The organism is Kitasatospora sp. McL0602 (assembly GCF_052076145.1).
In the GTDB taxonomy this organism is placed as follows: Bacteria; Actinomycetota; Actinomycetes; order Streptomycetales; family Streptomycetaceae; genus Kitasatospora.
The window spans coordinates 6,118,547-6,142,991 of sequence record NZ_CP197246.1 but is presented as its reverse complement, the minus strand read 5'-3'; the positions used below and the strand labels follow the sequence as shown (position 1 = coordinate 6,142,991).

Genomic DNA, 24,445 nt, shown 5'->3' with positions numbered 1-24,445 from the left:
ACCCGGTCACCCACCCTGTCCGTCGACGGCCCCGGGGACGGGCCTCTCGTCGTGGTCGCGGCCGTCCACGATGAACCGCAGGCTCCCCTGCCAGTCCTGGAAGAGGTCGTCGTACGAGAGCAGTCGCGAGTCGGACCGGTCGTCCAGGACGTACTGCCGGGGCTCGCGGTCGATGGCGAGCCAACTGTTGCCGACGGTGGTGCCCTGCTCGTCCACGTCGAGATTGACGTAGTCCGGGCGGCTGGCGGCCCAGTAGTAGCAGGCGCACTCACGGTAGTCGTTCTGCCACGGCGAGCAGAGACCCCACGTCAGCTCGCCGGGCCGGACCAGGGCCTCGTCGATGACGGCGAGGCGCTCGTCCACGACGGGACTCCGGGGGAACAGCGGCTCGACCAGGAGGTCGACCGCTTCGAGTTGACTGCTGTCGTCCGGGATGCCGACCGGGTTGGGAGCCTCGACCTTGGTGAACTCGCAGGTCACCTCGCTGCCCGCGTGGTCCTTCAGCGCCTGGGCCAGCGAGTTGGACCACTCCAGCATCGTCACGCCGTCCGGGTTGGTGGCGGAGGTGAGCGGGACGGAGTCGGCACCGGGGCGCTGCGGGCCGGTCAGCGCCACCACCACCGGGACTCCGCCGACCCGCAGCAGCCGGCGGCCCTTGAGCCGGGCGAGATCGCCGTGGGCGGCCACGACGTAGTTGTCCGCCTCGTGGAGTTCGATGCCACGGAAGACCCGGCGCCAGATGTTGCGGAAGTCGAACTCCAGGCCGGGGAAGGCGTTGGAGATCGCCGAGCTGGTGAGCGAGCTCGGCGGGTTCCCACTGGCCCGGTAGGTCAGCTGGGCGGTGAGGTTCTTCGGGTCGATCGAGGTCATCCCTGCTCCTCCTGCTCCGGGGGCGTGCCGTGGGCGGCCGGGCGCTGTGCGGACGGGCCGTCGGCCTCGAAGATCTCCCGACGGGCGACCTTCCGGACGAGGTCCACCTGGCGGCGGGTCAGGGCCAGGGCACGGCCGTCCGCGCCGCGCATCAGGGCCGGCATCTTGCGGCGGCCCTTCGCCGAGAGATCACCGATCTCGTTGTGGTTGCGGAGAACGTCGGCGAACCAGGGTGCGGTGCCACTGCGCAACCCGGTCAGCACGGCCTGGTGGAGATTGAGCAGCGCGGTGGTGTCCACCAACGAGGGGGCCATGATCGGCGCGAAGAGTCGGCCGGTGTCGGCGGTGTCCTGACGGACCATGGTGCTGCCGATGTCGATCCGGCCGTCGACCGTGTTGCCGTTCATCACAGCCGTGTTCATCAGCCGCACGGACTCCACCGCCCGGCGGACGATCTCCTCGGCCACCGCGAGGCCCTGCCCGCCCGCATCCGCGTCGGCCGGGCTCACCTCGGGGCCGTGCATGGCCTGGTCGAGCTCGTCGGCGACGGTGCGGACGGGAAGGCTGTCGGGCGCGTACGCGGGCGGCCCGGCGCCGATCCGGCTGTAGGCGGTCAGTACGCTGCCACCGACCGCGAGCCGGACGTGGACGAGGCCGTCGCACTCGTCGTCGAGGTAGCCCCGGCTGACCCAGTCCGCCCCGGCGGGGTCTCCGGCGTAGATGCTGTTGGGGATGGTCAGCCTGGGGTCACCGCCCTGGTCGACGTGGCCGAGCCAGCTGCCCCGGTTCCCGTCGTAGAGCACGGCGTGCACGTTCCGGTCCGCGGGCTGCCGGGCTGCGTCCGCCTCCGGCTGCTCCTTGCTTGAGCCGTAGACGTAGCCCCGGGCCGGGGTGAAGCGCAGGCGGATGCCGGGGAAGCGGTCGGTCGGTCTGATGTACCGGACGTGACCGAGCGGGAGGGTACGGCCCGGCCAGAAGTTGGGGCAGCTGCCTTCGAGGGGGTGCACCTCGTGGTCCTGGAAGGGGGCGACTCGGGCGTCGATCCGGTCGTCCTCGTCCCAGGTGCGGCGGTAGAGCTTGTGGTTGGCCACGTGCGCCCACCACGTCACGTCACCCGGCGTCAGGCCGTGCTCGGCGAGCAGCGCGACCGTCAGGGGCTCCAGCCTGCCGGGGGCGGTGAGGGCCCAGACCTCAAGGAAGGGCGCGACGGGGCGCACCCACCCGTCGGCCGTGAAGCGGAGGTGCTGCGGCGGGGCGTCGGAGGTGATCTCGCCCGTCGTCCCGTCCACCGTGAAGGTCGGCGCCGGGCGCAGCTTGCGCCGGGCGAGCGGCTGCGCGGGGTCGACCTCCAGCTCGTAGTTGTCCATCGGCTGGTCGGCTGCGCCGAGCCGACCGACCGCCAGCGGTGGGAGGATGCGGAGTTCGAGGATGCTCATGCTCGCTCCAGATCGGTGAGGGGCGGGGAGAGGTCGGTAACCGCTCGGGCGGCCCGGCCGTCGACATGCCCGCTCAGTTGCCCGTGCGCGCGGCCGTTGGGGCTGCCGTTCGGGCTGCCGAGGCCGTGGGCGTCGAGGATTCGCTCGACGTGCTGGAGCGAGATCCGGTCCGACTCGGCCAGGGCCACCAGGTACGGGACGGCCCCGCTGACGGCGCCCGGGGCTCGTCGCACTGCCGCGACCGCGAGTTGGGACGCCTGCAGCAGATCCCGTTGGAGCAGCCAGCGGTTGCGGTCCTGATCGGGCAGCTCCAACGTGTACGGCATCTCGAACGGTGGACCGGCCCGGTCGCCGTCGGGTTCGCTCGCGGAGAGCGGGAGCTGCACGAGCATGCCGGAGATGGCCCGCAGGTTGTACATCTCGGCGAAGGCCCGGTGGATGAGCGAGCCTCGGGCGGTGAGCACGGTGCCGTCGTCCAGCGGCCCGGAGAGCCGGAAGGCGTGTGCGATGTCGACCAGCAGCATCCGGTAGCGCAGGTTGAAGAGGTGGCCCCACCCGGCGGTCACCGGGTCGGTGATCTCTCGGGTGGTCTGGCGGCCGACGCCCGCCGCGAGTGCAGCGGTCTCCTCGTTCAACCGGTGTGCGGTGCGGGGGTTGTCGGCGACCGGGCGGGAGATCAGCTCCCGGTCGCCCTCGGGCAGTGCGGTGATCTCCTGGAAGATGCTCAGGAACCTCCGGAAGTGCGAGGTCTCCCCGGCGTCACCGTCGCCGTCCGGGCTCACCTCCTCGAACGCCTCGCCCTGCTCGCCGATGTCGTGCAGGGCCTTGACCGCCGAATCCCGCGAGTGGACGCCGCGGATGAGCAGCTCGGCCGACTTCGTGTCGGGGACGTTGCCGGACTCCTGGCCGCGCTCGCCCCGGGTGTAGCCGCGCCCCCACTCGTCCCAGGAGGCTTGGTACGGCAGCGTCGCGGCCTGGAAGGCGACGTCCGGTGTCCGTTCCTTGTCGGCCAGGACGGCCGTCAGCCGCCGGTAGAGCGCTCCGACCTGGTTGACGGGCTGCCCGGCGGCGCAGCCGGCCAGCTCCTTGATCGCGTCGGCCTCCGCCCCGGCCCACCCGGGTGGGCTCTCGGCGCAGACGTAGGTGGCGAGCGAGGCGAGGGTGAGCCGCCGCAGGGTGAACGGGAAGGGGTAGAACTCGGTGCCCCAGGGGTAGTCCTCGCGGTCCAGGTTGACGGGCGCGCCGAGGGCGGTGAGCAGGTTCTGCACCGTCAGCAGGTGGCCCATCTCCTCCTTTGCGATGCCGAGGATCGTCTCCTGCCAGCGCCGGACGCTCTCCCGGTGCGCCTCCGGCACCTGCGGGCCGCCGAGCGAGTAGGCCGCGTAGAGGTACTGCACCATCAGTGAGTGTTCGATCTCGGCCGCGACGTGCAGCAGCATCACGGTGTAGTCGCGCCAGTTGAACTCGGGTGGCAGGACGGGCGCCCCGGGCAGCTCGCCCAACCGGGAAAGCTGAGCCGACTCAGGCGAGCCGGATAGCTCGGGCAGGAGGAGCTCCGGTAGGACGGACCCCAGGTGGCGGGTGATCCTCGACCGCATGGCCACTCCCTCGTTCGTACCGGAAGAGCGTCACGGAAAGTGACTTCGAGGCCTCAGCCTGCCGCGCGGCGAGCGCCGCTGTCGAGCCCTTACACCCGTCCGGCCGCGAGCGCATTTCCCCTGCTCGCGCTGGGGGCGCACGCCTTGGATGCGCCCCCGACGGGAAGGCCGCCGGAGTGCGCTCACATTCGGGCGAATCGGCCGAGTGTTCGCAGCCGGACTTCCTTGGCATTCCCGCGTATTCCCATTCTCGACACACAATCCGTCCTAAATTCGTTCCCTGTTCGGGAACTTGACGACCCATCGACAGCGTTCGACGGTTCGTCAGACGCTCTCAAGGGCTTCAGCTTCACGGCTAGGAGTGGCACCGTGCGTTTCCTGTTCACCGGCCCGGCTTCCGCAGGCCATGTCTTCCCGATGGTCCCGACCGCCCAGGCCCTGCGAGCCGCCGGGCACCAGGTGCTGTTCGCCGGGTCGACCCCGCTCGACATGCTGCGGCACAGCGGCCTGCCGACGGCTGAGATCGGCGACGGCTCGACCCTGTTCGATGCCTTCCGCCGGGCCGACCCGAATCCCGAGTACGTCACCCGCGACCGCAGCCAGGAGGAGACCATCCGGCTCGCCGGCCTCGGCTTCGCCGAGCACGGCCGGGCCTCGCTCGACGGCCTGCTCGCGGTCGCGACCGCCTGGCGGCCGGACGTGATCGTGCACGCCGCCTTCCAGGCCGCCGCGCCGCTGGTGGCGGCCAAGCTCGGCATACCCGCCGTGGTGCACAACTTCGGGGTGATGTCGGGCTTCGGCATGGTCGGCACGCTCGCCGGGCTGCTGTCCGCCGAGTACGAGGCGCACGGCGTCGAGGGCCCGGCCACCCACACCGTCCTCGACGTCGTGCCGGCCACCCTCGGCGGGGACGGCACCGGTTGGCGGGTCCGATACGTCCCGTACAACGGCGGCGGCACGGTGCCCCGGGATCTCCTCGGCCGGGGCGACCGGCCGAGGATCGCCGTCACGCTCGGGACGGTGCTGACGGAGTGGACGGGCGTCAACCCGCTCGTCCGGATGATCTCCGAGGCCGCTTCGGTCGACGCCGACTTCCTGCTGGCCGTCGGCGACGCCGACCTCGGCCCGCTCGGCGAGCTGCCCGCGAACGTCCGGCCGCTGCCCTGGGTGCCGCTCGCCCAACTGCTCGACTCGGCCGACGCGATCGTGCACCACGGCGGCTCCGGCACCCTGCTCACGGCCGCCGCCCTGGCCGTTCCGCAGCTCATCCTCCCGCAGGGCGCCGACCACTTCATCAACGTCGACGCCGCGCAGGGCCTCGGCTTCGCCCTGCGCGCGACCAGCGACGACGTCGACGCCACCCTGCTGACCCGGCTCATCACCGACGAGGGCCTGCGCAAGGCCGCCACCACCACGCAGGCCGAGATAGCCTCCCTGCCCTCCCCGGCGGAGCTGGTGCCCTACTTCGAGGCGCTCGCCTGACCCAGGGCCCCGATCCGAGCGCTCAGCACACCGCGGTCAGCACACCCCAGTCAGCACACCACGCTCAGCACACCGCGGTCAGCGAGTCGACGAGGAGGCCGATGCCCTCCCGGGCCTCCTCGTCACTCAGGGTCAGCGGCGGGGCCATCCGCAGCGTGTGGCCGTGCAGCCCGCCCTTCCCGATCAGCAGGCCGCGCCGCCGCGCCTCCTCCAGCACCCGCGCAGCCAGCGCGGGGCTGGGCGCGCCGGTGCCAGGGTCGACCAGGTCGACGGCGAACATCAGCCCCCTGCCCCGGACTTCGCCGCCCACCGCCAGCTGCTCCACGGCCTTCCGCAGATCCTCGATCATCATCCGGCCGAGGCGCTGCGCACTGGCCTGGAGGTCGTGCTCCAGCAGGTAGTCGAGGGTGGCCTTGGCCGCCGCCGTCGCGATCGGGTTGCCGCCGAAGGTCGAGATGCCGTAGGCGGGCAGCGCGTCCATCAGCTCACCCCGGGCGACGACCCCGCCGATCGCGAAGCCGTTGCCGAGCCCCTTGGCGAAGGTCATCGCGTCCGGCGTGACGCCGTGCGCCTGGATGCCCCAGAAGTGGTCACCCGTCCGGCCCCACCCGGTCTGCACCTCGTCCGAGATCAGCAGGATGCCGTACTCGTCCAGGATCCGCTTGTACGTCCCGAGCAGCCCGTCCGGCGCGGCGGTGAAGCCGCCCACGCCCTGCACCGGCTCGGCGATCAGACAGGCGACGTCCGTGGCCGTCGCCGTGGCGAGCACCTGCCGCAGGTCGTCCGCGCAGAAGTCCAGGTACTCCTGGTCGGAGAGCTGCGCGAAGCGGGCCCGGTCGGCGCCGTGCAGATAGTGCACATTGACCGGGGAGAGCGAGGAGTTCTTCCAACTCCGGTTGCCCGTCACCGCCGTGGCCGCGTAGGACCTGCCGTGGTAGCTGTTGCGCAGAGCGAGCACCTGGTCGGAGCGGCGGGCGTTGGTGGCCAGCAGCAGCGCGGTCTCGTTCGCCTCGGTGCCGGAGTTGGTGAAGAAGACCTTGGCGTCCTCGATGCCCGAGAGCCCGGCGATCTGCTCCGCCAGCTCGACCTGGGAACGGATCAGATAGAGCGTCGAGGTGTGGACGACACCCGTCCGCAGCTGGCGTTCGACGGCCTCCCGCACCTCGGGCACGTCGTAGCCGAGCATGTTGGTGAGGATGCCCGCGAAGAAGTCCAGGTAGCTGCGCCCGTCCGCGTCGGTGACCCGGCACCCCCGGCCGCTCACGATCTCGATCGGCTGGTCGTAGTAGAGCGAGACCCAGGACGGCATGACGGCGCGGTGGCGGCTGAGGAGATTCGGCATGGCGCGGCTCTCGCTTCCTTTGCGGCGGTTCCCTGGCCGGGCGCTGCCTCACGGGCGACCTGGGCCGGACGTGTCCGGCCGGTCACCGTGCGTGCCCGGCGATGCGTCCAGGCAACCTACCGCAACACCCCGCCGCAGGTCCCTGGTTCAGCGGCCCAACGCGCCGAGCGGGAGGTCGAGACCGAGCCGGGAGCAGTGCCGCTCCCACCGCTGTTCGACCCTCGGCAGCGAGAGCGGCTCACCCTCCGCCGTCAGCAGTCGGCCACCGGTGCTCTCCGCCGCCCGGCGGAGCAGCCGCGCCGTGCCGCGGTCGGCGATAGGCACCGGACGGGTGGCGCCGGCCGCCCCGGGGAAGCCCACCGCCACCGGGCCCCGGCCGAGCCGCACGTCGGCGCCCTGGACGGCCAGCACCTCCCGCACCGGGCGGCCGGTCTCGTGCAGCAACCCGAACAGCAGCCGGTCGCCCTGCTCGGCGCGCGGGATGGCGGCCAGCACGCGTTCCACGTCCGTCCGCCGTCGGCGACCGCGCACCCAGCGCCAGGCCGTACCGGCGGTGCCCGCCGCCACCCCACCCGAGAACAGGCCGATCCCCGGGCCGGTGCCGAGCAGCCAGCCTGCCGCACGGGAGGCGGTGTACGACCAGGTGCGGCGCACCGAGATGTCGACGTCGACGGGCACCGCACCCACCAGCACCTCGTCACTGCTGCCCCGGTACACCTGCGTCACGATGTGCAGGTGCGCCTGGCCGGTCTCGTGCGCGGTCAGACCGAAGGTCCAGACCCCGGTCGACCCCTTGCCGACCACCGGCTTGCGCGCGGAGTCGTACGCCGAGCAGATGATGTGCTCGCACTCCAGGGTCACGCTCAGATCGCCGCCGGTCGGCACGTTGTCCGGGGCGGCGACGACACCGGGCGGCAGCACCGGCACGACCGGCCCGGACGTCTCCGCCGCCCTGCCCAGATCGAAGACCTTGACGCTGAACTCGGCGTCGTCGCCGACGTCCAGTGCGTCGACCACCGTATGGACCAACAGCCCTCGGTCCAGCGCCTGTTGGTCCTGGCGCACCCGTAACGCGTAGTCGACCTGGGTGAGCGTGTCACCGGACAGCGCCTCGGCCCCGGCACTGGGGAACGCGCCGGACCCCGGGGAGGCGCCGTCCAGCCGCGCCATCCACACCGTCGTCACCACCAGCACCAGGCCCATCAGTACTGCGCCCAGCGACAGCGGCAGCAGCACGGACGGCCCGCGCTCCCGCCCTGCCGGGTAATCGGGCTCTTCCGTTTCCATCATCCGCCCCCACCTCGCGCCCCCGACCGGCCGGCCGGAAGACACCCCACGGCCGGTCGACACCCTACGGGCTGAAGGGACATCCCTGAAGTGACATCACGTCAGACCAGGCTGCCGATACCATGTCACAGTGGACGACGAAGCCGATCAGGCACGCATCACCTCCCGGGTCCTCCTCCTGGACGGCGAGGGGCGGCTGCTGCTCCTGAAGTCGCATCTCGACCCCGCCGACCACGGCGCCGGCCACTGCTGGATGCCCCCGGGGGGCGGCGTCGAGCCGGGCGAGTCCCTCGCCCAGGCGGCGGCAAGGGAGTTGGCGGAGGAGACCGGACTCCGGGTGACACCCGAGCAGCTCGGCGGCCCGGTCGCTCTGACCAGCGGGTACGCTGACCTCGGCTGGGCCGCCGGGGTGTTCACCGACCACTACTTCCAGCATCGCGTGATCTCCCACCAGGTCGACATCAGTGGCCAGTTGACCGCCGAGATGAGCTACTACGCCGGACACCGCTGGTGGACACGGGCCGAGCTCGCCACCGGCGACGAGACGGTCCACCCGTACGGCCTGACCGAGCTGCTGCGCCTGCTGGACACCGACGGCCCGCCGGACATTCCCGTCCAACTACCCTGGCACCACTGAAATCTGCCGAACGCAGCCCGAACCGCCCACCCCGACGGATAGCCTGACCCGGGGTTCGAACCGGAGGGAGACCGGATCGTGGGGGGTTCAGTGGGCAGCTCAACAGGCAGCTCGACAGGCGGTTCAGCAGACAGCTCAGCAAGGGGTTCAGGGCGGCGCACCGGAAAGCCGGGGTACGTCTGCTTCGCCGCACAGGACTGGTGGTACCACAACCGGGCGCATTCGGACGTCCAGTTGATGCTCAATCTCGCCGAGCACCGCCAGGTGCTCTTCGTCAACAGCATCGCCATGCGGATGCCGCTGCCGGGCCGCAGCACCCAACCGCTGCGGCGCATCCTGCGCAAGGCCCGCAGCATGGCCCGGAAGGTCCAGCGCCCGGTCCCCGGCCTGCCCGGATTCGCCGTCATGACACCGGTGTTGCTGCCCTTCTACGGCAGCGCGAAGGCTCGGGCGCTGAACGCCCGACTGATCGCGCTCCAGGTCCGGCGGGCGGCCCGCAGCCTGGGCATGACCACCGACGTGTGTGTGGCGACCATCCCGACCGCCGCCGACGTCGTCGGCCACCTGCGGCTCGGCACCCTGGTCTACAACCGCTCCGACCGGCACTCGGCCTTCCCCGAGGCGGACACCGCCTCGGTCGAGCGGCTGGAGCGGTCACTCATGCAGATCGCCGACCATGTGCTGTACGTCAGCAGCGAGTTGATGGCAGCCGAGCACGAACTCACCGGCGACCGCGCCGTCTTCCTCGACCACGGCGTCGATCTCGACCACTTCGGCACACCGGCCGCAGACGCCCGCGAACCGGCCGACCTGGCGGCCGTGCCGCACCCCCGGATCGGCTTCTTCGGTGCGCTGGACGACTTCGTGGTCGACTTCGACCTGCTCGGCCGCGTCGCCAAGGAGTACCCGGACGCCCAACTCGTCCTGGTCGGCGACACCACGGCCGATCTGAGCGCCCTCACCACCCTGCCGAACGTGCACCACCTGGGCTTCAGGCCGTACGCCGACATCCCCGCCTACGGGCGCGGGTTCGACGTCGCACTGATGCCGTGGTTGGACAACGACTGGGTGCGGCACTGCAATCCGATCAAGCTCAAGGAGTACCTCGCCCTCGGGCTGCCGGTGGTGAGCATCGACTTCCCCGAGGTGCGCCGCTACGCCGAGCAGATCGCCGTGGCAGCCTCCCCGGACGAGTTCGTCGCCGCCGTCGGCACCGAACTCGCCGCACTCGCGACACGAGCCGCACCCGACACCTCCGACACGCCCGACGCGCCCGCCACCTCCGCCACGCCCGACAGCACCGGCGCGGCGCAGGCCCGTCGGGCCGCCGTGGCGGGAGACTCCTGGCAGGCGCGGGCAGCCGACCTGCTTGCACTGGTCGAGGGGCACCCCAAAACCTGACGAACCAGCTCGACGCCGGAGGGCATCCTCCGGCGTCACCGAGGAGAACCACGTGCGCCACCGCACCATCGCGGCGCTGAGTCTGGCGCTGCTGCTGGGTACGACCTCCTGCACCTCCGTGGCCCCCCGGCCGCACCCGAACCCACCGCCGCCCGGCGCCGCCTCGGCCGGGGCGCCGACCACGATCTTCGGCTCGGCCGTACCGGCCACGGCCGCCTTCGCCGACCCGGCGGCCACCACGGTGGGAGTCCGGTTCACCAGCACCCTCGCGGGTACGGTGAGCGGCGTCCGGTTCTTCAAGGGCGCGGCCAACACGGGCACCCACGTCGGCGCCCTCTGGGACGCCCAGGGCCGACAGCTCGCCAAGGTGACCTTCCCGCACGAGACGGCCACCGGGTGGCAGCAGGCAGACTTCGACCAGCCGGTGCCCATCCAGCCCGGAGTCACCTACGTCGCTTCGTACTTGGCGCCGGCCGGGCACTACGCCGCCGCGCCGTACGCCTTCGACGGTGGCCCGGTGGTGTACGAGTCCGGCCCGCTGACGGCGGTGGGCGGCAGCTTCGCCTCGGGGTCGGCCCTCGCCTTCCCCGCGCAGTCGCACGAGAACACCGACTACTACGTCGACGTGGTCTTCTCCGCCACCAAGGCCGAGACCCACGTGCCCGCCGCCTTCACCCCGGACTACTGGGCCAAGTGGCCCGGCACGGCGGCCTGGAGGGACGCCGACCGGGTGCCCGTCGGGGTCTGGATGCAGGACCCGACGACACCGTTCCAGGGCTCCGACGAGGCCCACGCCTTCCGGGCGCTCGGCATCGACACCCTCGTCGGGCTGTGGGGCTGGCCCACCGACGACCACGGGCAGGTCAAGTCGGCTGCGGCGGCAGGTCTTTCGGTGATCGCTGGCGGCCAGGCCTGCGACCCCGTACCGGGGAGCGGCTGGCCGTGCGCCACCGCCGACCTGCCGCTCGCCGCCCAGGCCGCCCGGCTCGGCACGGGCAGCCTCACCGGCTACCAGCTCACCGACGAACCGGACATGAACGTGCCGGACGGCACCGCCAAGGGGGCCGGCTGCCTGCCGCCCGAGAAGCTGCGGGCCTACTCCGACAGCCTGCACCGGCAGGACGGCACCCGACCGGTCCTGGTCAACTTCGGCCGGGGCGTGGCCGGTGGGGCGATCAGCCCCGGCTGCCCGACGGAGTTCTCGCAGTACACGGCCTCGGCGGACATCGTCTCGGTCGACTTCTACGGCGTCAGCGACCCGTCCTCCCCCGCAACCACGAAGGGCGTCCGCACGTACGCCCGGACGGCGGCCCGCACCCGGCTGCTCTCCCCCGGCAAACCGGTGTGGGTGTTCCTGGAGACGCCGGTGCAGATGCTCGCCGACTCCGCGACCGCGAGCGGCGCGAAGGCCGCCTCACCGGCTCAGGTACGGGCGGCAGCCTGGGCTGCCCTGGTCAACGGCGCCACCGGGCTGAGCTGGTTCTGCCACTCCTTCGCCGCACCGGCCGCCGACGACGCCTGCCTGCGCGACGGCACCTCGACCGCCACCATCAAGCAGGTGGACGCCGACGCGCAGCAGTACGCGGCGTACTGGAACGCCCCACCGGTCGTCGTAGGAGTCAGCACCGACGGCGCCCCCGTCACCGCCACCCTCCGCCGGGCCCACGGCCACACCACCGTCCTGGCCGTCGCCACCGACTCCCCCAGCCTCCCGGCGGGCGGCCCGGCCACCGCGTCCTTCACCCTCCCCGGCCGCTACACCGGCCCGGTGCACACCGAGGACGGCCGCGAACTCCAGGCCGTCGACGGCCACTTCACCGATCGCTTCACGGCCTACCAGCCGCACACGTACTCCCTCTGAGCCCTACGCCGTTCAGTCGACGGGGGCCATTACCCGACGCCGGGGCGTCGGCCGACTGCCCACCGTGTTGACCGCGCTGACCATGCCAAATACGGGAGCGCTCCCAAATGGCCACTAGCACGCCAGAGTTCGGCACTGTCCGATGCCTTGACGCCCCCCGAGACCCATGGCTTCATAGCCCGTGGGACAGCATGCGTGGGAGCGCTCCCATTCACGCCGGTCTCCCGCCACGTCCATCCAGGATCCCTCCCCCACCCGAAAGGATCCCGAACGTGCCATCCCCCCTTGCCCGTCGCCTGCACACCGCAGCGGCCGCAGCGGCTCTCGCCATCACCGGCCTGCTGCCGATCACGGCCGCCCAGTCGGCCCATGCCGCCACCGCCCGCGTCGACAACCCCTACGTCGGCGCCGGCGTCTACGTGAACCCCGAGTGGTCCGCCAAGGCCGCCGCCGAGCCGGGCGGCAGCGCCGTCGCCAACCAGCCCACCTCCCTCTGGCTCGACCACATCGCTGCGATCAGCGGCAGCACCGGCCACCTCGGCCTGCGCGACCACCTCAACAACGCCGTCAAGCAGGCGGCCGGCCGGCCCTTCGTCTTCCAGGTGGTGGTCTACGACCTGCCCGGCCGCGACTGCTCCGCGCTGTCCTCCAACGGCGAGCTCGGCCCCACCGAACTCCCCCGTTACGAGAGCCAGTTCATCGACCCGATCGCCGCCATCCTGGCCGACCCGGCCTACGCGAACCTGCGGATCGTGACCACGATCGAGCTCGACTCGCTGCCCAACCTGGTCACCAACACCGGCGGTACCGCCACCGCCACGCCGGCCTGCGACACCATGAAGGCCAACGGGAACTACGTCAACGGCGTCGGCTACGCGCTCGCCAAGCTGGGTGCGATCCCCAACGTCTACAACTACCTCGACGCCGGCCACCACGGCTGGCTCGGCTGGGACTCCAACCTCGGCCCGGCCGTCGACATCCTGCACCAGGCCGCCATGGCCAACGGTGCGACCGTCGCCGACGTGCAGGGCTTCGTGGTCAACACGGCCAACTACTCGGCCCTCAAGGAGCCCAACTTCAGCATCGGCGACACGGTGAACGGCACCTCCGTCCGCCAGAGCAAGTGGGTCGACTGGAACCAGTACGTCGACGAGCAGTCCTACGCGCAGGCGTTCCGCACGAAGGCGGTCGCGGCCGGCTTCGACGCGGGCGTCGGCATGCTGATCGACACCTCCCGCAACGGCTGGGGCGGCCCCAACCGGCCCGCCGGCCCGGGGCCGAAGACCTCGGTCGACGCCTACGTGGACGGCGGCCGGCTCGACCGTCGCTTCCAGACCGGCAACTGGTGCAACCAGGCGGGTGCCGGCCTCGGCGAGCGCCCGACCGCCGCCCCGGCGACCGGGATCGACGCGTACGTCTGGGTGAAGCCGCCGGGTGAGTCCGACGGCGCCAGCCAGGCCATCCCGAACGACCAGGGCAAGGGCTTCGACAGGATGTGCGACCCGACGTACACCGGCAACGCCCGGAACAACTTCAAGATGTCCGGCGCGCTGCCGAACGCACCGCTGGCGGGTGACTGGTTCTCCGCGCAGTTCCAGCAGCTGCTGGCGAACGCCTACCCGCCCCTGGGCAGCAGTGGCGGCGGCTCCGACACGGTGGCACCGACCGCCCCGACCGGCGTGACCGTCACCGGCACCACCGCGAGCGGCGCCTCGCTCGCCTGGACGGCGTCCACCGACAACGTCGGCGTCACCGGCTACGACGTGTACCGGGGCGCCACCAAGGTGGGCACGGTCACCGGGACCACCTTCACCGACACGGGCCTGACCGCGTCCACCGCCTACTCCTACACGGTCACCGCCCACGACGCGGCCGGCAACGTCTCCGCCGCCTCCGCCGCCGTGACGGCCACCACCGGGAGCAGCGGCGGCGGCACCGGCAACGCCGGCTGCTCGGCCGCCTACGCGGTGACGAACGACTGGGGCAGCGGCTTCACCGCCAACGTCACCGTGACCAACACCGGGACCTCACCCACCAAGTCCTGGGTCGTCAGCTGGAAGTGGGGTGGCAACCAGCAGCTCGCCGGCAGCTGGAACACCACCGCCAGCCAGAGCGGCACCACGGTGACCGCCACCAACCTGAGCTACAACGGCGCCCTCGCGGCCGGTGCGAGCACCGCCTTCGGCTTCCAGGGCAGCTACTCCGGCAGCAACTCCGCCGCCACCCTGACCTGCACCGCAAGCTGACGTTCCGTCAAGGCCAGCCGGGTCCGCGATCGCGGGCCCGGCCCGGCCCGGCTCTCACGACCAGGAGTGATCCCATGTCATCCCGTTCCCTCCTCGCGGTCGCCGGCACCGGGGCGGTCGTGCTCGGCGCCGCGCTGCTGGCGCCGCCGAGCGGCCTCGGGACGCCTGCGGCGGCCGCGGTCCCGGCCGCCACCGGCCTCTCGTGCAACGTCAGTTACAGCACCAACGACTGGGGCAGCGGCTTCACCGCCAACCTCACCATCACCGACACCGGCAACGCTCCCCTCGACGGCTGGACCCTCGCCTACGGTTACACCGGCAACCAGACGCTGCAGAGCGGCTGGAACGGCACCTGGACGCAGAGCGGCAAGAACATCACGGTCACCAGCCCCACCTGGGCCGGCCCGATCAGTCCGGGCGCCAGCTACACCACCAGCGCCAACTTCAACTACAGCGGCGCCAATTCCGCTCCCACCGCCTTCACCGTCAACGCCGTCCCGTGCGGTCCGCAATCGTCGCCGTCCCCCACGCCCACGCCCACGCCGTCGCCGACGCCGACGGGCACCCCCACCCCGCCCCCCGGCGGCGCGCCCGCACTGCACGTCTCGGGCAACCACCTGGTGAACGCGGCCGGCCAGGCGGTCACCCTGCACGGCGCCAACCGCTCGGGGGCGGAGTTCGCCTGCGTCCAGGGCAACGGCCTCTTCGACGGCCCGGTCGACCAGGCCTCGGTCACCGCGATGAAGAGCTGGCACCTGGCCGCCGTCCGCGTGCCGCTGAACGAGGACTGCTGGCTCGGCCTCCCCAACGTCCCTGCCGCGTACGGCGGTCACAACTACATCAACGCCGTCCGGAGTTACGTCTCGCTCGTCCACCAGAACGGCCTGGCCGTCGTGCTGGACCTGCACTGGACCGACGGCGTCTACACCGGCCCGGCCTCGGCCTGCGCGAGCGCCACCGCCACCTGCCAGAAGCCGATGCCGGACGCCGCAAACGCGGTGCCGTTCTGGCAGTCGGTGGCCACCACCTTCAAGGGTGACGACGCCACCGTCTTCGACCTCTTCAACGAGCCCTACCCGGAGCGCGCCACCGGCAACGAGACCACCGGCTGGGCCTGCTGGCGCGACGGCGGGACGTGCCCGGGTATCGGATACCAGGTGGCCGGCATGCAGTCCCTGGTCAACGCGGTGCGCGGGACGGGCGCCGACAACGTGCTGATGCTCGGCGGCCTCACCTGGGCCAACGACCTCACCGGGTGGTCGGCACACCAGCCCACCGACCCACTGCACAACCTGGCGGCGTCCTGGCACTCGTACAACTTCAACAGCTGTGTCTCGTCGTCCTGCTGGGACAGTCAGCTGGCCCCCGTGGCGGCCGCCGTCCCGCTGGTCACCGGCGAACTGGGCGAGAACGACTGCGCGCACGGCTACCTGGACTCGCTGCTCCCCTGGCTCGACCAGCACGGAGTCTCGTACCTGGCGTGGACCTGGAACACCTGGGACTGCTCCTCCGGCCCGGCCCTGATCAGCGGGTACGACGGCACGCCGACGGCGTTCGGCGCCGGGTACCGGGCGCACCTGGCGGCACTGGGCTAGAACGCTCACCTAGCGCCCCGCCCCGCCGACCTGGCCAGGTCGGCGGGGCACCGCACGGCGGCCGTCCACCGCGCCGGCTACGCCGACTCCCGCACCACCAGCTCCGTCGCCAGCACCACCTGCCGCCGGGCGCGGCCAGGGTCGGCGATCTCCTCAAGGAGCAGTCGGGCCATCGTGCGGCCCATCACGTCGATCGGCTGGCGGACGCTGGTCAGTGCGGGGTCGGTGTGCCGGGCCACGATGGAGTCGTCGAAGCCGATCAGCGCGACGTCGTCCGGCACCCGGCGCCCGGCGGCCCGGAGCACCTGGAGGGCGCCTGCGGCCATCACGTCCGAGGCGCAGAAGACCGCGTCGAGATCCGGTACGCGGTCCAGCAGCGCGCGCATCGCGGAGCGGCCGCTCTCCTCGGTGAAGTCGGCGAGGCCCACCAGCTCCTCGCGGTACTGGCGACCGGCCTCCTCCAGCGCCGCCCGGTAGCCGCCCAGCCGGGCCTGGGCCACCTCCATGTCGAGCGGGCCGGTGATGGTGGCGATCCGCTCGCAGCCGCGCCGCAGCAGGTGGCGCACGGCCATCCGGGCGCCGCCCGCGTTGTCGGCGGCCACGTAGCTGAGGGGCTCCTGGTCACCGCGCCGGCCGACCAGCACTGAGGGGATGCGCAGCTCCTCCAGGACGGTGGGCAGCGGATCGTCGCGGTGCACGGCGACCAGCAGGACACCGTCCACCCGCTGGGCCTTCAGGTAGGCCGAGAGGCGGTCGCGCTCACGCTGGTTTCGCACCAGGACCAGGAGCAACTGCATGTCGGTGTCGGCTAGTTCGGCGGAGACACCGCTGATGATGTCGGAGAAGTAGGGCTCCGAGAAGAGCCGGGTCTCGGCCTCCGGGACGACCAGCGCGATCGCGTCCGTCCGCGAGGTGACCAGGGTGCGCGCGGCCCGGTTGGGCACGTAGCCGAGTTCGGCCACCGCCTGCTCGACGGCGGCCCGTGCCTTCTCGCTCACCCGGGGCGAGCCGTTGATCACCCGCGACACCGTCCCCCGGCCGACACCGGCCAGCGCCGCGACCTCCTCCAGTGTGGGGCGGCCCGTGCCGCCTCCGCCCGGCACACCGGCGGCGGGCAGCGGGGTCTGCTGCCCGGCGGGGCGCTGTGCGGTGGGACTCATGACTCACCTCGTGAACGGTTTCGGCCTGGGCTGCTGCCCATCATGTCAGGGGCCCCGGCACCCGGACCCGTTGCGGTGACGTGTTGGGCCAACCCCCTTGACACGCACCCCCGGCAGGAAGGAACCTTCCGGCAAGCCCATGGGAGCGCTCCCACATCACGCTCCCATGATGCCCTACGCACCGCCCCACGCACCGCCCCGAACGCCGTGTCCCGGAACAAGGAGCTGGAATTGCACCCCGCCACCGCACCCCGCACCCCCCACCCCCGCAGACGCCTCCGCAGCCGCGCGCCCCTGTCGGCCGCCGCCACGGCGCTCGTCACCACGGCGCTCCTGCTCACCGGCTGCTCCTCCGGCGGCGGCAGCAGTTCGGACGGCGCCGGTGCGGACGCGAACGAGAAGATCACCCTGACCGTCGGTGACTTCGGCACCTTCGGCTACAAGGAGGCCGGCCTCTTCGACGCCTACACGGCTGCTCACCCGAACATCACCGTCAAGGAGAACACCACCACCCAGGAGGCCGACTACTGGACGGCGTTGCAGACCCACCTCGCGGCCGGCGGCGGGCTCGACGACGTGCAGGCCCTGGAGGTCGGCCGGATAGCGCTCGCCACCTCCGACGCGCTGAGCAGTGCCTTCGAGGACCTCGCCAAGGCGCCCGGCGTCAGCCAGGGCGACTACCTGCCGTGGAAGTGGCAGCAGGCCACCACCGCGAACGGCCGGACCATCGGCCTCGGTACCGATGTCGGCCCGATGGCCGTCTGCTACCGCCAGGACCTCTTCCAGGCGGCCGGGCTCCCGTCGGACCCGGCGGCCGTCGGCGCGCTCTGGGCCGGTGACTGGTCCAAGTACGTGCAGGCGGGCAAGGCCTTCCAGGCGAAGGCACCCAAGGGCACCTTCTTCATGGACTCCGCCACCGGCCTCTTCAACGCCGTGGTCTCCAGCAGCACCCAGCAGTACTACAGCGGGGGCAAGCTCGACTACCAGAACTCCCCCAGCGTCAAGAGCGCCTGGGGTCTGGCCATGGAGGCCGACGCGGCCGGCACCTCCGAGGGCCTCAAGGAGTTCGACACCCCCTGGCAGACGGCGTTCTCGCACTCCACCTTCGCCACCACCATCTGCCCGTCCTGGCAGCAGGCCAACATCGAGAAGTACTCCGGGCCCGGCAACGCGGGCAAGTGGAACGTCGCGCAGGCGCCCGCCGCAGGCAACTGGGGCGGCTCCTTCCTCTCCGTACCGGCGTCCGGCAAGCACAGGGCCGCGGCCGAGGCGCTGGTGGCCTGGCTCACCGCGCCGGAGCAGCAGGCCAAGGTCTTCCAGAAGGTCGGCAACATCCCCTCCAACCAGGGCGCCTACTCGCTCCCCGGGGTCGCCGACTTCAAGAACCCGTACATCGGGCCGAACGCGGCCACCGGGCAGATCTTCTCCACTGCGGCCAAGGCGATCCGGCCCGCCGAGACCGGACCGCACGCCGGTGACCTGCAGAACGACTTCAGCAACGGCATCCTGCTCGTCGAGCAGAACCACAAGAGCGCGGGCGACGCCTGGAACACCACCGTCCAGCAGATCGCCGGCACCGTCCAGTAGCCCTGCCCGGTCGGCGGGGCCCCGCCACCCCTGCCGGCCGTGCCCGACCTCGCCCCCACGGAAGGAAGCCACCCGTGGCCACCCCCGCCATCGCGCCGCGCCGTCAAGCCTGGCGCAGCCGCCTGTACCGCTGGGACAGCAAGGGCTCGCCGTACGCCTTCGTCGCGCCGTTCTTCCTCGTCTTCGCCGTCTTCGGCCTCTTCCCGCTGCTCTGGACCGGCTGGCTCTCGCTCCACCAGGTGAGCCTCTACAACGTCGACCAGGCCCATTGGATCGGCCTGAAGAACTACACCGACCTCTTCACCGGGCCGCCCAGCCGCTTCTTCTGGAACGCGCTGGGCAACACCGTCACGCTGGGCGTGCTGTCGACGGTGCCGCAGCTGATGATTGCCCTCGGGCTGGCCCACCTGCTCCACTACAAGCTGCGCGCGCAGTCCTTCTTCCGGACGGCGCTGCTCGCCCCCTACGCCACCTCGGTGGCAGCCGCCACGCTGGTCTTCGCGCTGATCTTCAGCCCCGAGAGCGGGATGGCCAACTGGTTCCTCGGCGCCGTCGGGGTCGGTCCGGTGCACTGGGAGGCCGGGCGCTGGACGTCGCAGCTGGCCATCGCCGTCATCGTCACCTGGCGCTGGACCGGCTACAACGCGCTGATCTACCTGGCCGCGATGCAGGCCGTGCCCGGCGAGCTCTACGAGGCGGCGGCGATCGACGGGGCGTCCCGCTGGCGGCAGTTCCGCCACGTCACTGTGCCGGCGCTGCGGCCGACCATCCTCTTCACCGCCGTGGTCTCCACCATCGGCGCCACCCAACTCTTCGGCGAGCCCTTCCTGTTCGGCGGCCAGAGCGGCCACCAGGGCGGCGCCGCCAACCAGTACGAGACCCTCGGGGTGCTGATGTACGACCAGGGGTTCCGCAACAGCATGCTCGGCCGGGCCAGCGCCGTCGCCTGGACGATGTTCGCTCTGCTCCTGCTCATCGGACTGGTCAACGCCCTGATCGCCCGCCGCCTGCGTACCTCGCAGTGACGGGGAGGAGACCCGTGACCACCACCGCCCCCGCCCCCGCCCCCGCCGCCACCACCGCCGCCACGTCGCCCCGGAGGCACCGGCCGAGAAGCCGAGCCGGACGCCAGCAGCACGCCGGTCCGCTGGCCCACCTGGTCCTGGTGCTGGTGGCGCTCGCCTCGCTCTTCCCGCTCTACTGGACGCTGGTGGCCGCCTCCACCGACGCGCACCGGGTGGTCTCCACGCCGCCGCCGCTGCTGCCCGGCGGCAACCTGTTCAAGAACCTCTCCTACGTCTGGCAGAACGCCGGCGGCCGCGGCATGGGCGTCGCCCTGCTGAACTCCACCCTGGTCGCCGGGTCGGTCACCCTCGGCACGGTCGCCTTCTCGGTGCTGGCCGGCTTCGCCTTCGCCAAGCTCCGCTTCCGTGGCCGGGGCGTCCTGCTCGGCCTGGTGGTCGCCACCCTGGCGGTGCCCGCCCAGCTGAGCGTGGTGCCGCTCTTCATCCTGATGAGGAGCCTCGGCCTGGGCAACCATCTGGGCGCGTTGATCCTGCCCACCCTGGTGACCGCCTTCGGCGTCTTCTTCATGCGGCAGTTCCTCCTCCAGGCGCTGCCCACCGAGCTGTTGGAGGCCGCCCGGATGGACGGCGCCAACTCGCTGCGGGTGGTTCTGCACGTGGTGCTGCCGATCGCGCGGCCGGCCATGGCCGTGCTGGGCATGCTCACCTTCGTGCAGTCCTGGAACGACTTCCTCTGGCCGATCATCGTGATGAACGGCTCGACCGACCCGACGGTCCAGGTGGCGCTGGCCGGCCTGGGCACCGGCTGGTCGACCGACTGGTCGGTCATCATGGCCGGCGCACTGATCGGCACGCTCCCGCTCCTGCTGGTCTTCGTCCTCTTCGGCAAGCACATCGTCGGCGGCATCACCCAGGGCGCCGTCAAGGGGTAGGACTCGCTCAAAGTCCCCCGTCGCACCACCGCACCACCATCATTCGCGACTCACCCACCGGGAGCGCTCCGCCGTGACTGTCGTACCCCCTGCCGCCGAACGCGCCACCACGCCCGGCTCCCTCGACCCGCTGGTCTTCCCACCGGGCTTCCGCTGGGGCGCGGCCACCGCCGCCTACCAGGTCGAGGGCGCCACCGGCGAGCACGGCCGGACTCCCTCGATCTGGGACACCTTCAGCCACACACCGGGAAAGGTGCACGCCGGTGACACCGGCGACCTGGCCACCGACCACTTCCACCGCTACCGCGAGGACGTCGCCCTGATGGGCCGCCTCGGGCTCGGCTCCTACCGGTTCTCGATCTCCTGGTCACGGGTGCAGCCCACCGGCCGCGGTCCGGCGGTCGAGCGCGGTCTCGACTTCTACCGGCGGCTCACCGACGAGCTGCTCAACGCCGGCATCGAGCCCGTCGCCACCCTCTACCACTGGGACCTGCCGCAGGAGTTGGAGGACAGGGGCGGCTGGCCGATCCGGGACACCGCCGAGCGGTTCGGCGAGTACGCGGCGCTGGCCGCCGAGGCGCTGGGCGACCGGATCGCGATCTGGACCACCCTCAACGAGCCGTGGTGCTCGGCCTTCCTGGGCTACGGGTCGGGCGTGCACGCCCCCGGCCGCACCGACCCGGGCGACGCGCTGCGCGCCGCCCACCACCTCAACCTCGGCCACGGCCGGGCGCTGGCCGCCCTGCGGGCCGGGCTGCCTGCCGGTGTGCCGACCGCGATCAGCCTGAACCTGCACCAGGTCCGCCCGCTCAGCACCGCTGCGGCGGATCTGGACGCCGCCCGGCGGATCGACGCCGTCGGCAACCGCATCTTCACCGGCCCGATCCTGCACGGGAGTTACCCGGCCGACCTGCGCGCCGACACCGCCCACCTGGTGGACTGGGACGAGCTGGTCCGCCCCGGCGACGAGCAGGCCATCGCCGCCCCGATCGACCTGCTCGGCCTGAACTACTACACCCCCACCCTGGTCTCCGGTCCGGGCGACGGTGCGCAGCTGTCCCCGGCCGAGGCCGCCCTGGGCGACGGACACGGCGTCAGCGACCACTCCCCGTGGCCCGGCTCAGAGCAGGTGGTCTTCCACCGGCCGCCGGGCGGGGTCACCGCGATGAACTGGGCGATCGACCCGACCGGCCTCTACGACCTGATCACCGACGTGGCGCGGGCCCACCCGGGCCTGCCGCTGATGATCACCGAGAACGGCGCCGCCTTCGAGGACGAGCTGACGCCCGACGGCCACGTCCACGACCCCGAGCGGATCGCCTACCTGCACGCCCACCTGGCCGCCGTGCACAGCGCCATCGCCGACGGCGCCGACGTCCGCGGCTACTTCCTCTGGTCGCTGCTGGACAACTTCGAATGGTCCTACGGCTACGCCAAGCGGTTCGGCGCGGTCTACGTGGACTACCCCACCCAGCGCCGCATCCCCAAGGACAGCGCCCACTGGTACGCGCAGACGGCCGGCCGCAACTCCATCGACCCGCCGGCCGACCCGGCCTGACCCAGATCCGACCCAGCCTGACTCAGAGCCGACCTGGCCTGACGCGGAGCCGACCAGCCGCCGTACGCCGCGTCAGCCCGCCGAGTGCCGCAGCAGGCGCCAGACCGCCCTGGGCCCCTGGAGGAGGTAGCGGCGGGCCAGCCGGCGCGGCTCGCGCAGGAAGCGGTAGAACCACTCCAGGCCGTGGTCGCGCCACCAGTCGGGGGCCCGGTCGACCACTCCGGCCAGGAAGTCGGCTGCGGCGCCGACCGCGAGGCCGACCCTGATCCCGCTCCCGGCGGTGTGCTCGGCGAGCCAGGCCTCCTGCCGCGGCTTGCCGAGGCCGACGACCAGCAGGTCGACGCGGGCCTCGCGGACGGTGGCGGCGAGCGCCGACGCCCCTGCGGGCGAGTCGAGTTCGGCCCGGGAGGGCGCCCAGTAGCCGACCACGTCCAGCGAGGGCCAGCGGACGGCGATCTCGGCGGCCAGCAGCCGGTGGGTCTGCTCCTGGCCGCCGAGGAAGGCCACCCGCGAGCCCGTGGAGGCCGCGACGGCGAGTAGGTCCGGCAGTAGGTCGGCGCCGGTCAGGCGCTCCCAGGGGCGGCCGGTCAGGCGGCGGGCCTGGAGCACCAGTGGCATCCCGTCGAGCAGCACGAGCCAGTCCGCGGCGGACTCGGCGCGCTCGATCAGCCCGGCGTGCGCGCCGCCCCGGCCGAAGTGGTGCAGGTGGTCGACATTGCTGGAGGCGACCACCAGCGGACGGCCGGGCGGGCCGGCCAGTCGCTCCTTGACCCGCAGGGTAGTACCGGCAAGGTCCCAGCCGTCGGCGGGAGTTCCGCCGAGCTGGAGCCGGTGCGGCTCGCCGACCCGTGCGGTCCCGTTCTCTGCCGTCATGTCCCCACTCCTCTGCGGGCTGCGCGGTGCCGCACAGCCCGGTCCGGCCGCACCAGTCTCCGACGGCGGGCGTACTCCTCGACCCAGAGCGCCACGGCCACCCCGCCGACGGTGGCGAGCGCCGCCACCCCGAACAGCCCCCGGCTCTTGACCCCCTGCACGGGCAGGGCGGTGGCGGGCACGAGCTCGTCGCTGGTGATGTAGCGCTGCCGGGGCACGTTCAGGTGGTCCTGCAACTCCCGTAGGTGGTCGGCGAAGTGCTGGATCACCACGCCGACCTCGCGGTCGGTCTCCTTCGGGTCGGTGCCCCGGACGCTGACCTCGACGGTCGGCACGACGTACGCCTCCGTCTTCGTCGTCCCGGTGTTGCGCGGCGCCAGGTCGTACAGCCCGGTGACCCCGGCCCGGCGCAGTTCGACGGCCCCCGAGTCGCTCTTCAGGACGGTGACCACGGCGGCGCCGATGATGGCCAGCGAGGGCCTGAAGTCCGTGAGCCCGGTCGGGTCCTGAGGCGTCTCGGGCGGCTTGACCCGGACGACGGCCGTCGAGCGGTAGACCACGCCGGGCTTCACCACCACCAGGGCCCCGGCCAGGGCGAGCACGGCCGCGATCGCCAGGACCAGCCAGCGGCGCATCAGCGCACGCACCACGTTTCGGAACGACACGTCCACCCCCACCCGCCGGACATGCTCTCACCCCGCCGAACCGGATGACGGCAGTTCGGTGATTGTTCTCCCCCGCTCCCCGCTTCCAACTAGTCTCTGTTCGGGGTCGCTTGACTGAGCGCCCGTCCCTGCTCGGGACGGCTGCGACACTGGGGTCAGCAACGGCCCCAGGGGGAGAATATGTTGGACATGCGCGAGCTTCTGCGGGTCATCCGCAGGCGCTGGTACGTCACCATGCCGATCGTCCTGATCACGATCTGTCTGTCCGCCGTTGCCAATGCCGTACTACCGACGACCTACCAGTCGGAGTGCTCGATCTCGCTGCTCAATGCACCGAGCGTTGCAGCGCTGCCGCCGAACAACGGCAATCCGTTCCTGAGCTTCAGTCAGGCCCTGACCGTCGCGGCCGACTTCCTCGGACGGCGGCTGACCTCAGACGAGTCGGCCGAGGCGCTGAAGAAGCGCGGCCTGACCGGCACCTACTCGGTGAAGCTCGCCGACAACGCGATGGGTCCCTTCCTCACCTTGACGGTGACGGGCCCCGACAAGGCGCAGGTGCAGAAGTCGATCGGGCTGCTGAACACCTTCACCGCCGAACAGTTGAAGGCGATGCAGAGCGAGCAGCAGGCGCCGGCCGGCTCGCAGATCGCCTCGACCGTGATCATCCCGCCGCAGCCGCCGCAGCCGCAGACCAAGAGCAAGCTGCAGTACGTGGCGATGATCGGGCTGGCCGGGCTGGCCGTCGCCTTCCTGGCCGCCTTCGTCACGGAGAACGTCTTCGGCGTCCGGCGCCGGGCCCGTGCCGAGCAGCGACACCTGGAGAGTGCCGAGCCGGAGAGTGCCGAGGGCGATCCGGTCACCCCACCGTCCGTCACCGCCGGGAGGTAGCG

Annotated in this window: 19 protein-coding genes; 11 read left to right on the top strand and 8 right to left on the bottom strand. The window is 71.9% G+C overall.

The annotated features are described in order from the left end of the window. Positions 1-6 precede the first annotated feature (6 nt). From ACR68M_RS27850 to ACR68M_RS27840, 3 genes are read right to left on the bottom strand one after another with little or no spacing between them, the layout of a single operon-like run. Positions 7-870 carry a hypothetical protein gene (locus ACR68M_RS27850; protein WP_441246888.1) on the bottom strand — a complete coding sequence of 288 codons (864 nt, stop codon included), beginning with the start codon at positions 868-870 and terminating at the stop codon, positions 7-9. Continuing rightward, positions 867-2,306: a hypothetical protein gene (locus tag ACR68M_RS27845; RefSeq protein ID WP_441246887.1), complete on the bottom strand. Its 1,440-nt coding sequence runs from the start codon at positions 2,304-2,306 to the stop codon at positions 867-869. Before ACR68M_RS27845 ends, ACR68M_RS27850 begins: the two co-directional genes overlap by 4 nt. Next, positions 2,303-3,808, bottom strand: a complete 1,506-nt coding sequence (locus tag ACR68M_RS27840; protein ID WP_441246886.1) for a ferritin-like domain-containing protein — start codon at positions 3,806-3,808, stop codon at positions 2,303-2,305. Before ACR68M_RS27840 ends, ACR68M_RS27845 begins: the two co-directional genes overlap by 4 nt. A gap of 465 nt (positions 3,809-4,273) precedes the next feature. Here ACR68M_RS27840 and ACR68M_RS27835 point away from each other — a divergent pair, with 465 nt between their 5' ends. Continuing rightward, a complete protein-coding gene (locus ACR68M_RS27835; protein WP_441246885.1) occupies positions 4,274-5,386 on the top strand; it encodes a glycosyltransferase in 1,113 nt (370 codons plus the stop codon). 64 nt (positions 5,387-5,450) lie between these two features. Here the strand turns inward: ACR68M_RS27835 and ACR68M_RS27830 are convergent, their stop codons facing one another. Further along, positions 5,451-6,728, bottom strand: coding sequence for an aspartate aminotransferase family protein (locus tag ACR68M_RS27830; protein ID WP_441246884.1), 1,278 nt, complete (start codon positions 6,726-6,728; stop codon positions 5,451-5,453). A gap of 147 nt (positions 6,729-6,875) precedes the next feature. After that, positions 6,876-8,018: a hypothetical protein gene (locus ACR68M_RS27825; protein WP_441246883.1), complete on the bottom strand. Its 1,143-nt coding sequence runs from the start codon at positions 8,016-8,018 to the stop codon at positions 6,876-6,878. A gap of 127 nt (positions 8,019-8,145) precedes the next feature. On the opposite strand from ACR68M_RS27825, the gene ACR68M_RS27820 reads away from it, so the two are divergent. The 5 genes from ACR68M_RS27820 (at position 8,146) to ACR68M_RS27800 (ending at position 15,755) form a co-directional block, all read left to right on the top strand. Further along, on the top strand, positions 8,146-8,652 hold the full coding sequence (locus ACR68M_RS27820) for an NUDIX hydrolase (RefSeq protein WP_441246882.1): 507 nt from the start codon (positions 8,146-8,148) through the stop codon (positions 8,650-8,652). A gap of 237 nt (positions 8,653-8,889) precedes the next feature. Next, on the top strand, positions 8,890-10,053 hold the full coding sequence (locus tag ACR68M_RS27815) for a glycosyltransferase (RefSeq protein ID WP_441246881.1): 1,164 nt from the start codon (positions 8,890-8,892) through the stop codon (positions 10,051-10,053). Between the two features lie 52 nt (positions 10,054-10,105). Then, the gene (locus tag ACR68M_RS27810; RefSeq protein ID WP_441246880.1) at positions 10,106-11,914 is read left to right on the top strand and encodes a DUF4082 domain-containing protein; all 1,809 of its coding nucleotides are present in this window, start codon (positions 10,106-10,108) and stop codon (positions 11,912-11,914) included. A 272-nt stretch (positions 11,915-12,186) separates the two neighbouring features. Then, a complete protein-coding gene (locus tag ACR68M_RS27805; RefSeq protein ID WP_441246879.1) occupies positions 12,187-14,160 on the top strand; it encodes a glycoside hydrolase family 6 protein in 1,974 nt (657 codons plus the stop codon). 74 nt (positions 14,161-14,234) lie between these two features. Continuing rightward, entirely contained in the window at positions 14,235-15,755 is a 1,521-nt protein-coding gene (locus ACR68M_RS27800) for a cellulase family glycosylhydrolase (RefSeq protein ID WP_441246878.1), read from the top strand. 77 nt (positions 15,756-15,832) lie between these two features. Here the strand turns inward: ACR68M_RS27800 and ACR68M_RS27795 are convergent, their stop codons facing one another. Next, on the bottom strand, positions 15,833-16,915 hold the full coding sequence (locus ACR68M_RS27795; protein WP_441246877.1) for a LacI family DNA-binding transcriptional regulator: 1,083 nt from the start codon (positions 16,913-16,915) through the stop codon (positions 15,833-15,835). 231 nt (positions 16,916-17,146) lie between these two features. Here ACR68M_RS27795 and ACR68M_RS27790 point away from each other — a divergent pair, with 231 nt between their 5' ends. The 4 genes from ACR68M_RS27790 (at position 17,147) to ACR68M_RS27775 (ending at position 22,017) form a co-directional block, all read left to right on the top strand. Next, entirely contained in the window at positions 17,147-18,502 is a 1,356-nt protein-coding gene (locus tag ACR68M_RS27790) for an ABC transporter substrate-binding protein (protein WP_441246876.1), read from the top strand. A 74-nt stretch (positions 18,503-18,576) separates the two neighbouring features. Beyond that, positions 18,577-19,527, top strand: a complete 951-nt coding sequence (locus tag ACR68M_RS27785; protein WP_441246875.1) for a carbohydrate ABC transporter permease — start codon at positions 18,577-18,579, stop codon at positions 19,525-19,527. Between the two features lie 14 nt (positions 19,528-19,541). Further along, positions 19,542-20,459, top strand: coding sequence for a carbohydrate ABC transporter permease (locus ACR68M_RS27780; protein WP_441246874.1), 918 nt, complete (start codon positions 19,542-19,544; stop codon positions 20,457-20,459). 73 nt (positions 20,460-20,532) lie between these two features. Then, complete coding sequence (locus ACR68M_RS27775) at positions 20,533-22,017, top strand: glycoside hydrolase family 1 protein (protein ID WP_441246873.1); 1,485 nt, start codon at positions 20,533-20,535, stop codon at positions 22,015-22,017. A gap of 72 nt (positions 22,018-22,089) precedes the next feature. On the opposite strand, the gene ACR68M_RS27770 is transcribed toward ACR68M_RS27775, so the two are convergent. Next, positions 22,090-22,890 carry a WecB/TagA/CpsF family glycosyltransferase gene (locus ACR68M_RS27770; protein WP_441246872.1) on the bottom strand — a complete coding sequence of 267 codons (801 nt, stop codon included), beginning with the start codon at positions 22,888-22,890 and terminating at the stop codon, positions 22,090-22,092. Continuing rightward, on the bottom strand, positions 22,887-23,555 hold the full coding sequence (locus ACR68M_RS27765; protein ID WP_441246871.1) for a hypothetical protein: 669 nt from the start codon (positions 23,553-23,555) through the stop codon (positions 22,887-22,889). Before ACR68M_RS27765 ends, ACR68M_RS27770 begins: the two co-directional genes overlap by 4 nt. Positions 23,556-23,744: 189 nt before the next feature. On the opposite strand from ACR68M_RS27765, the gene ACR68M_RS27760 reads away from it, so the two are divergent. Then, a complete protein-coding gene (locus ACR68M_RS27760) occupies positions 23,745-24,443 on the top strand; it encodes a chain length determinant protein (RefSeq protein ID WP_441246870.1) in 699 nt (232 codons plus the stop codon). Positions 24,444-24,445: the final 2 nt, after the last annotated feature.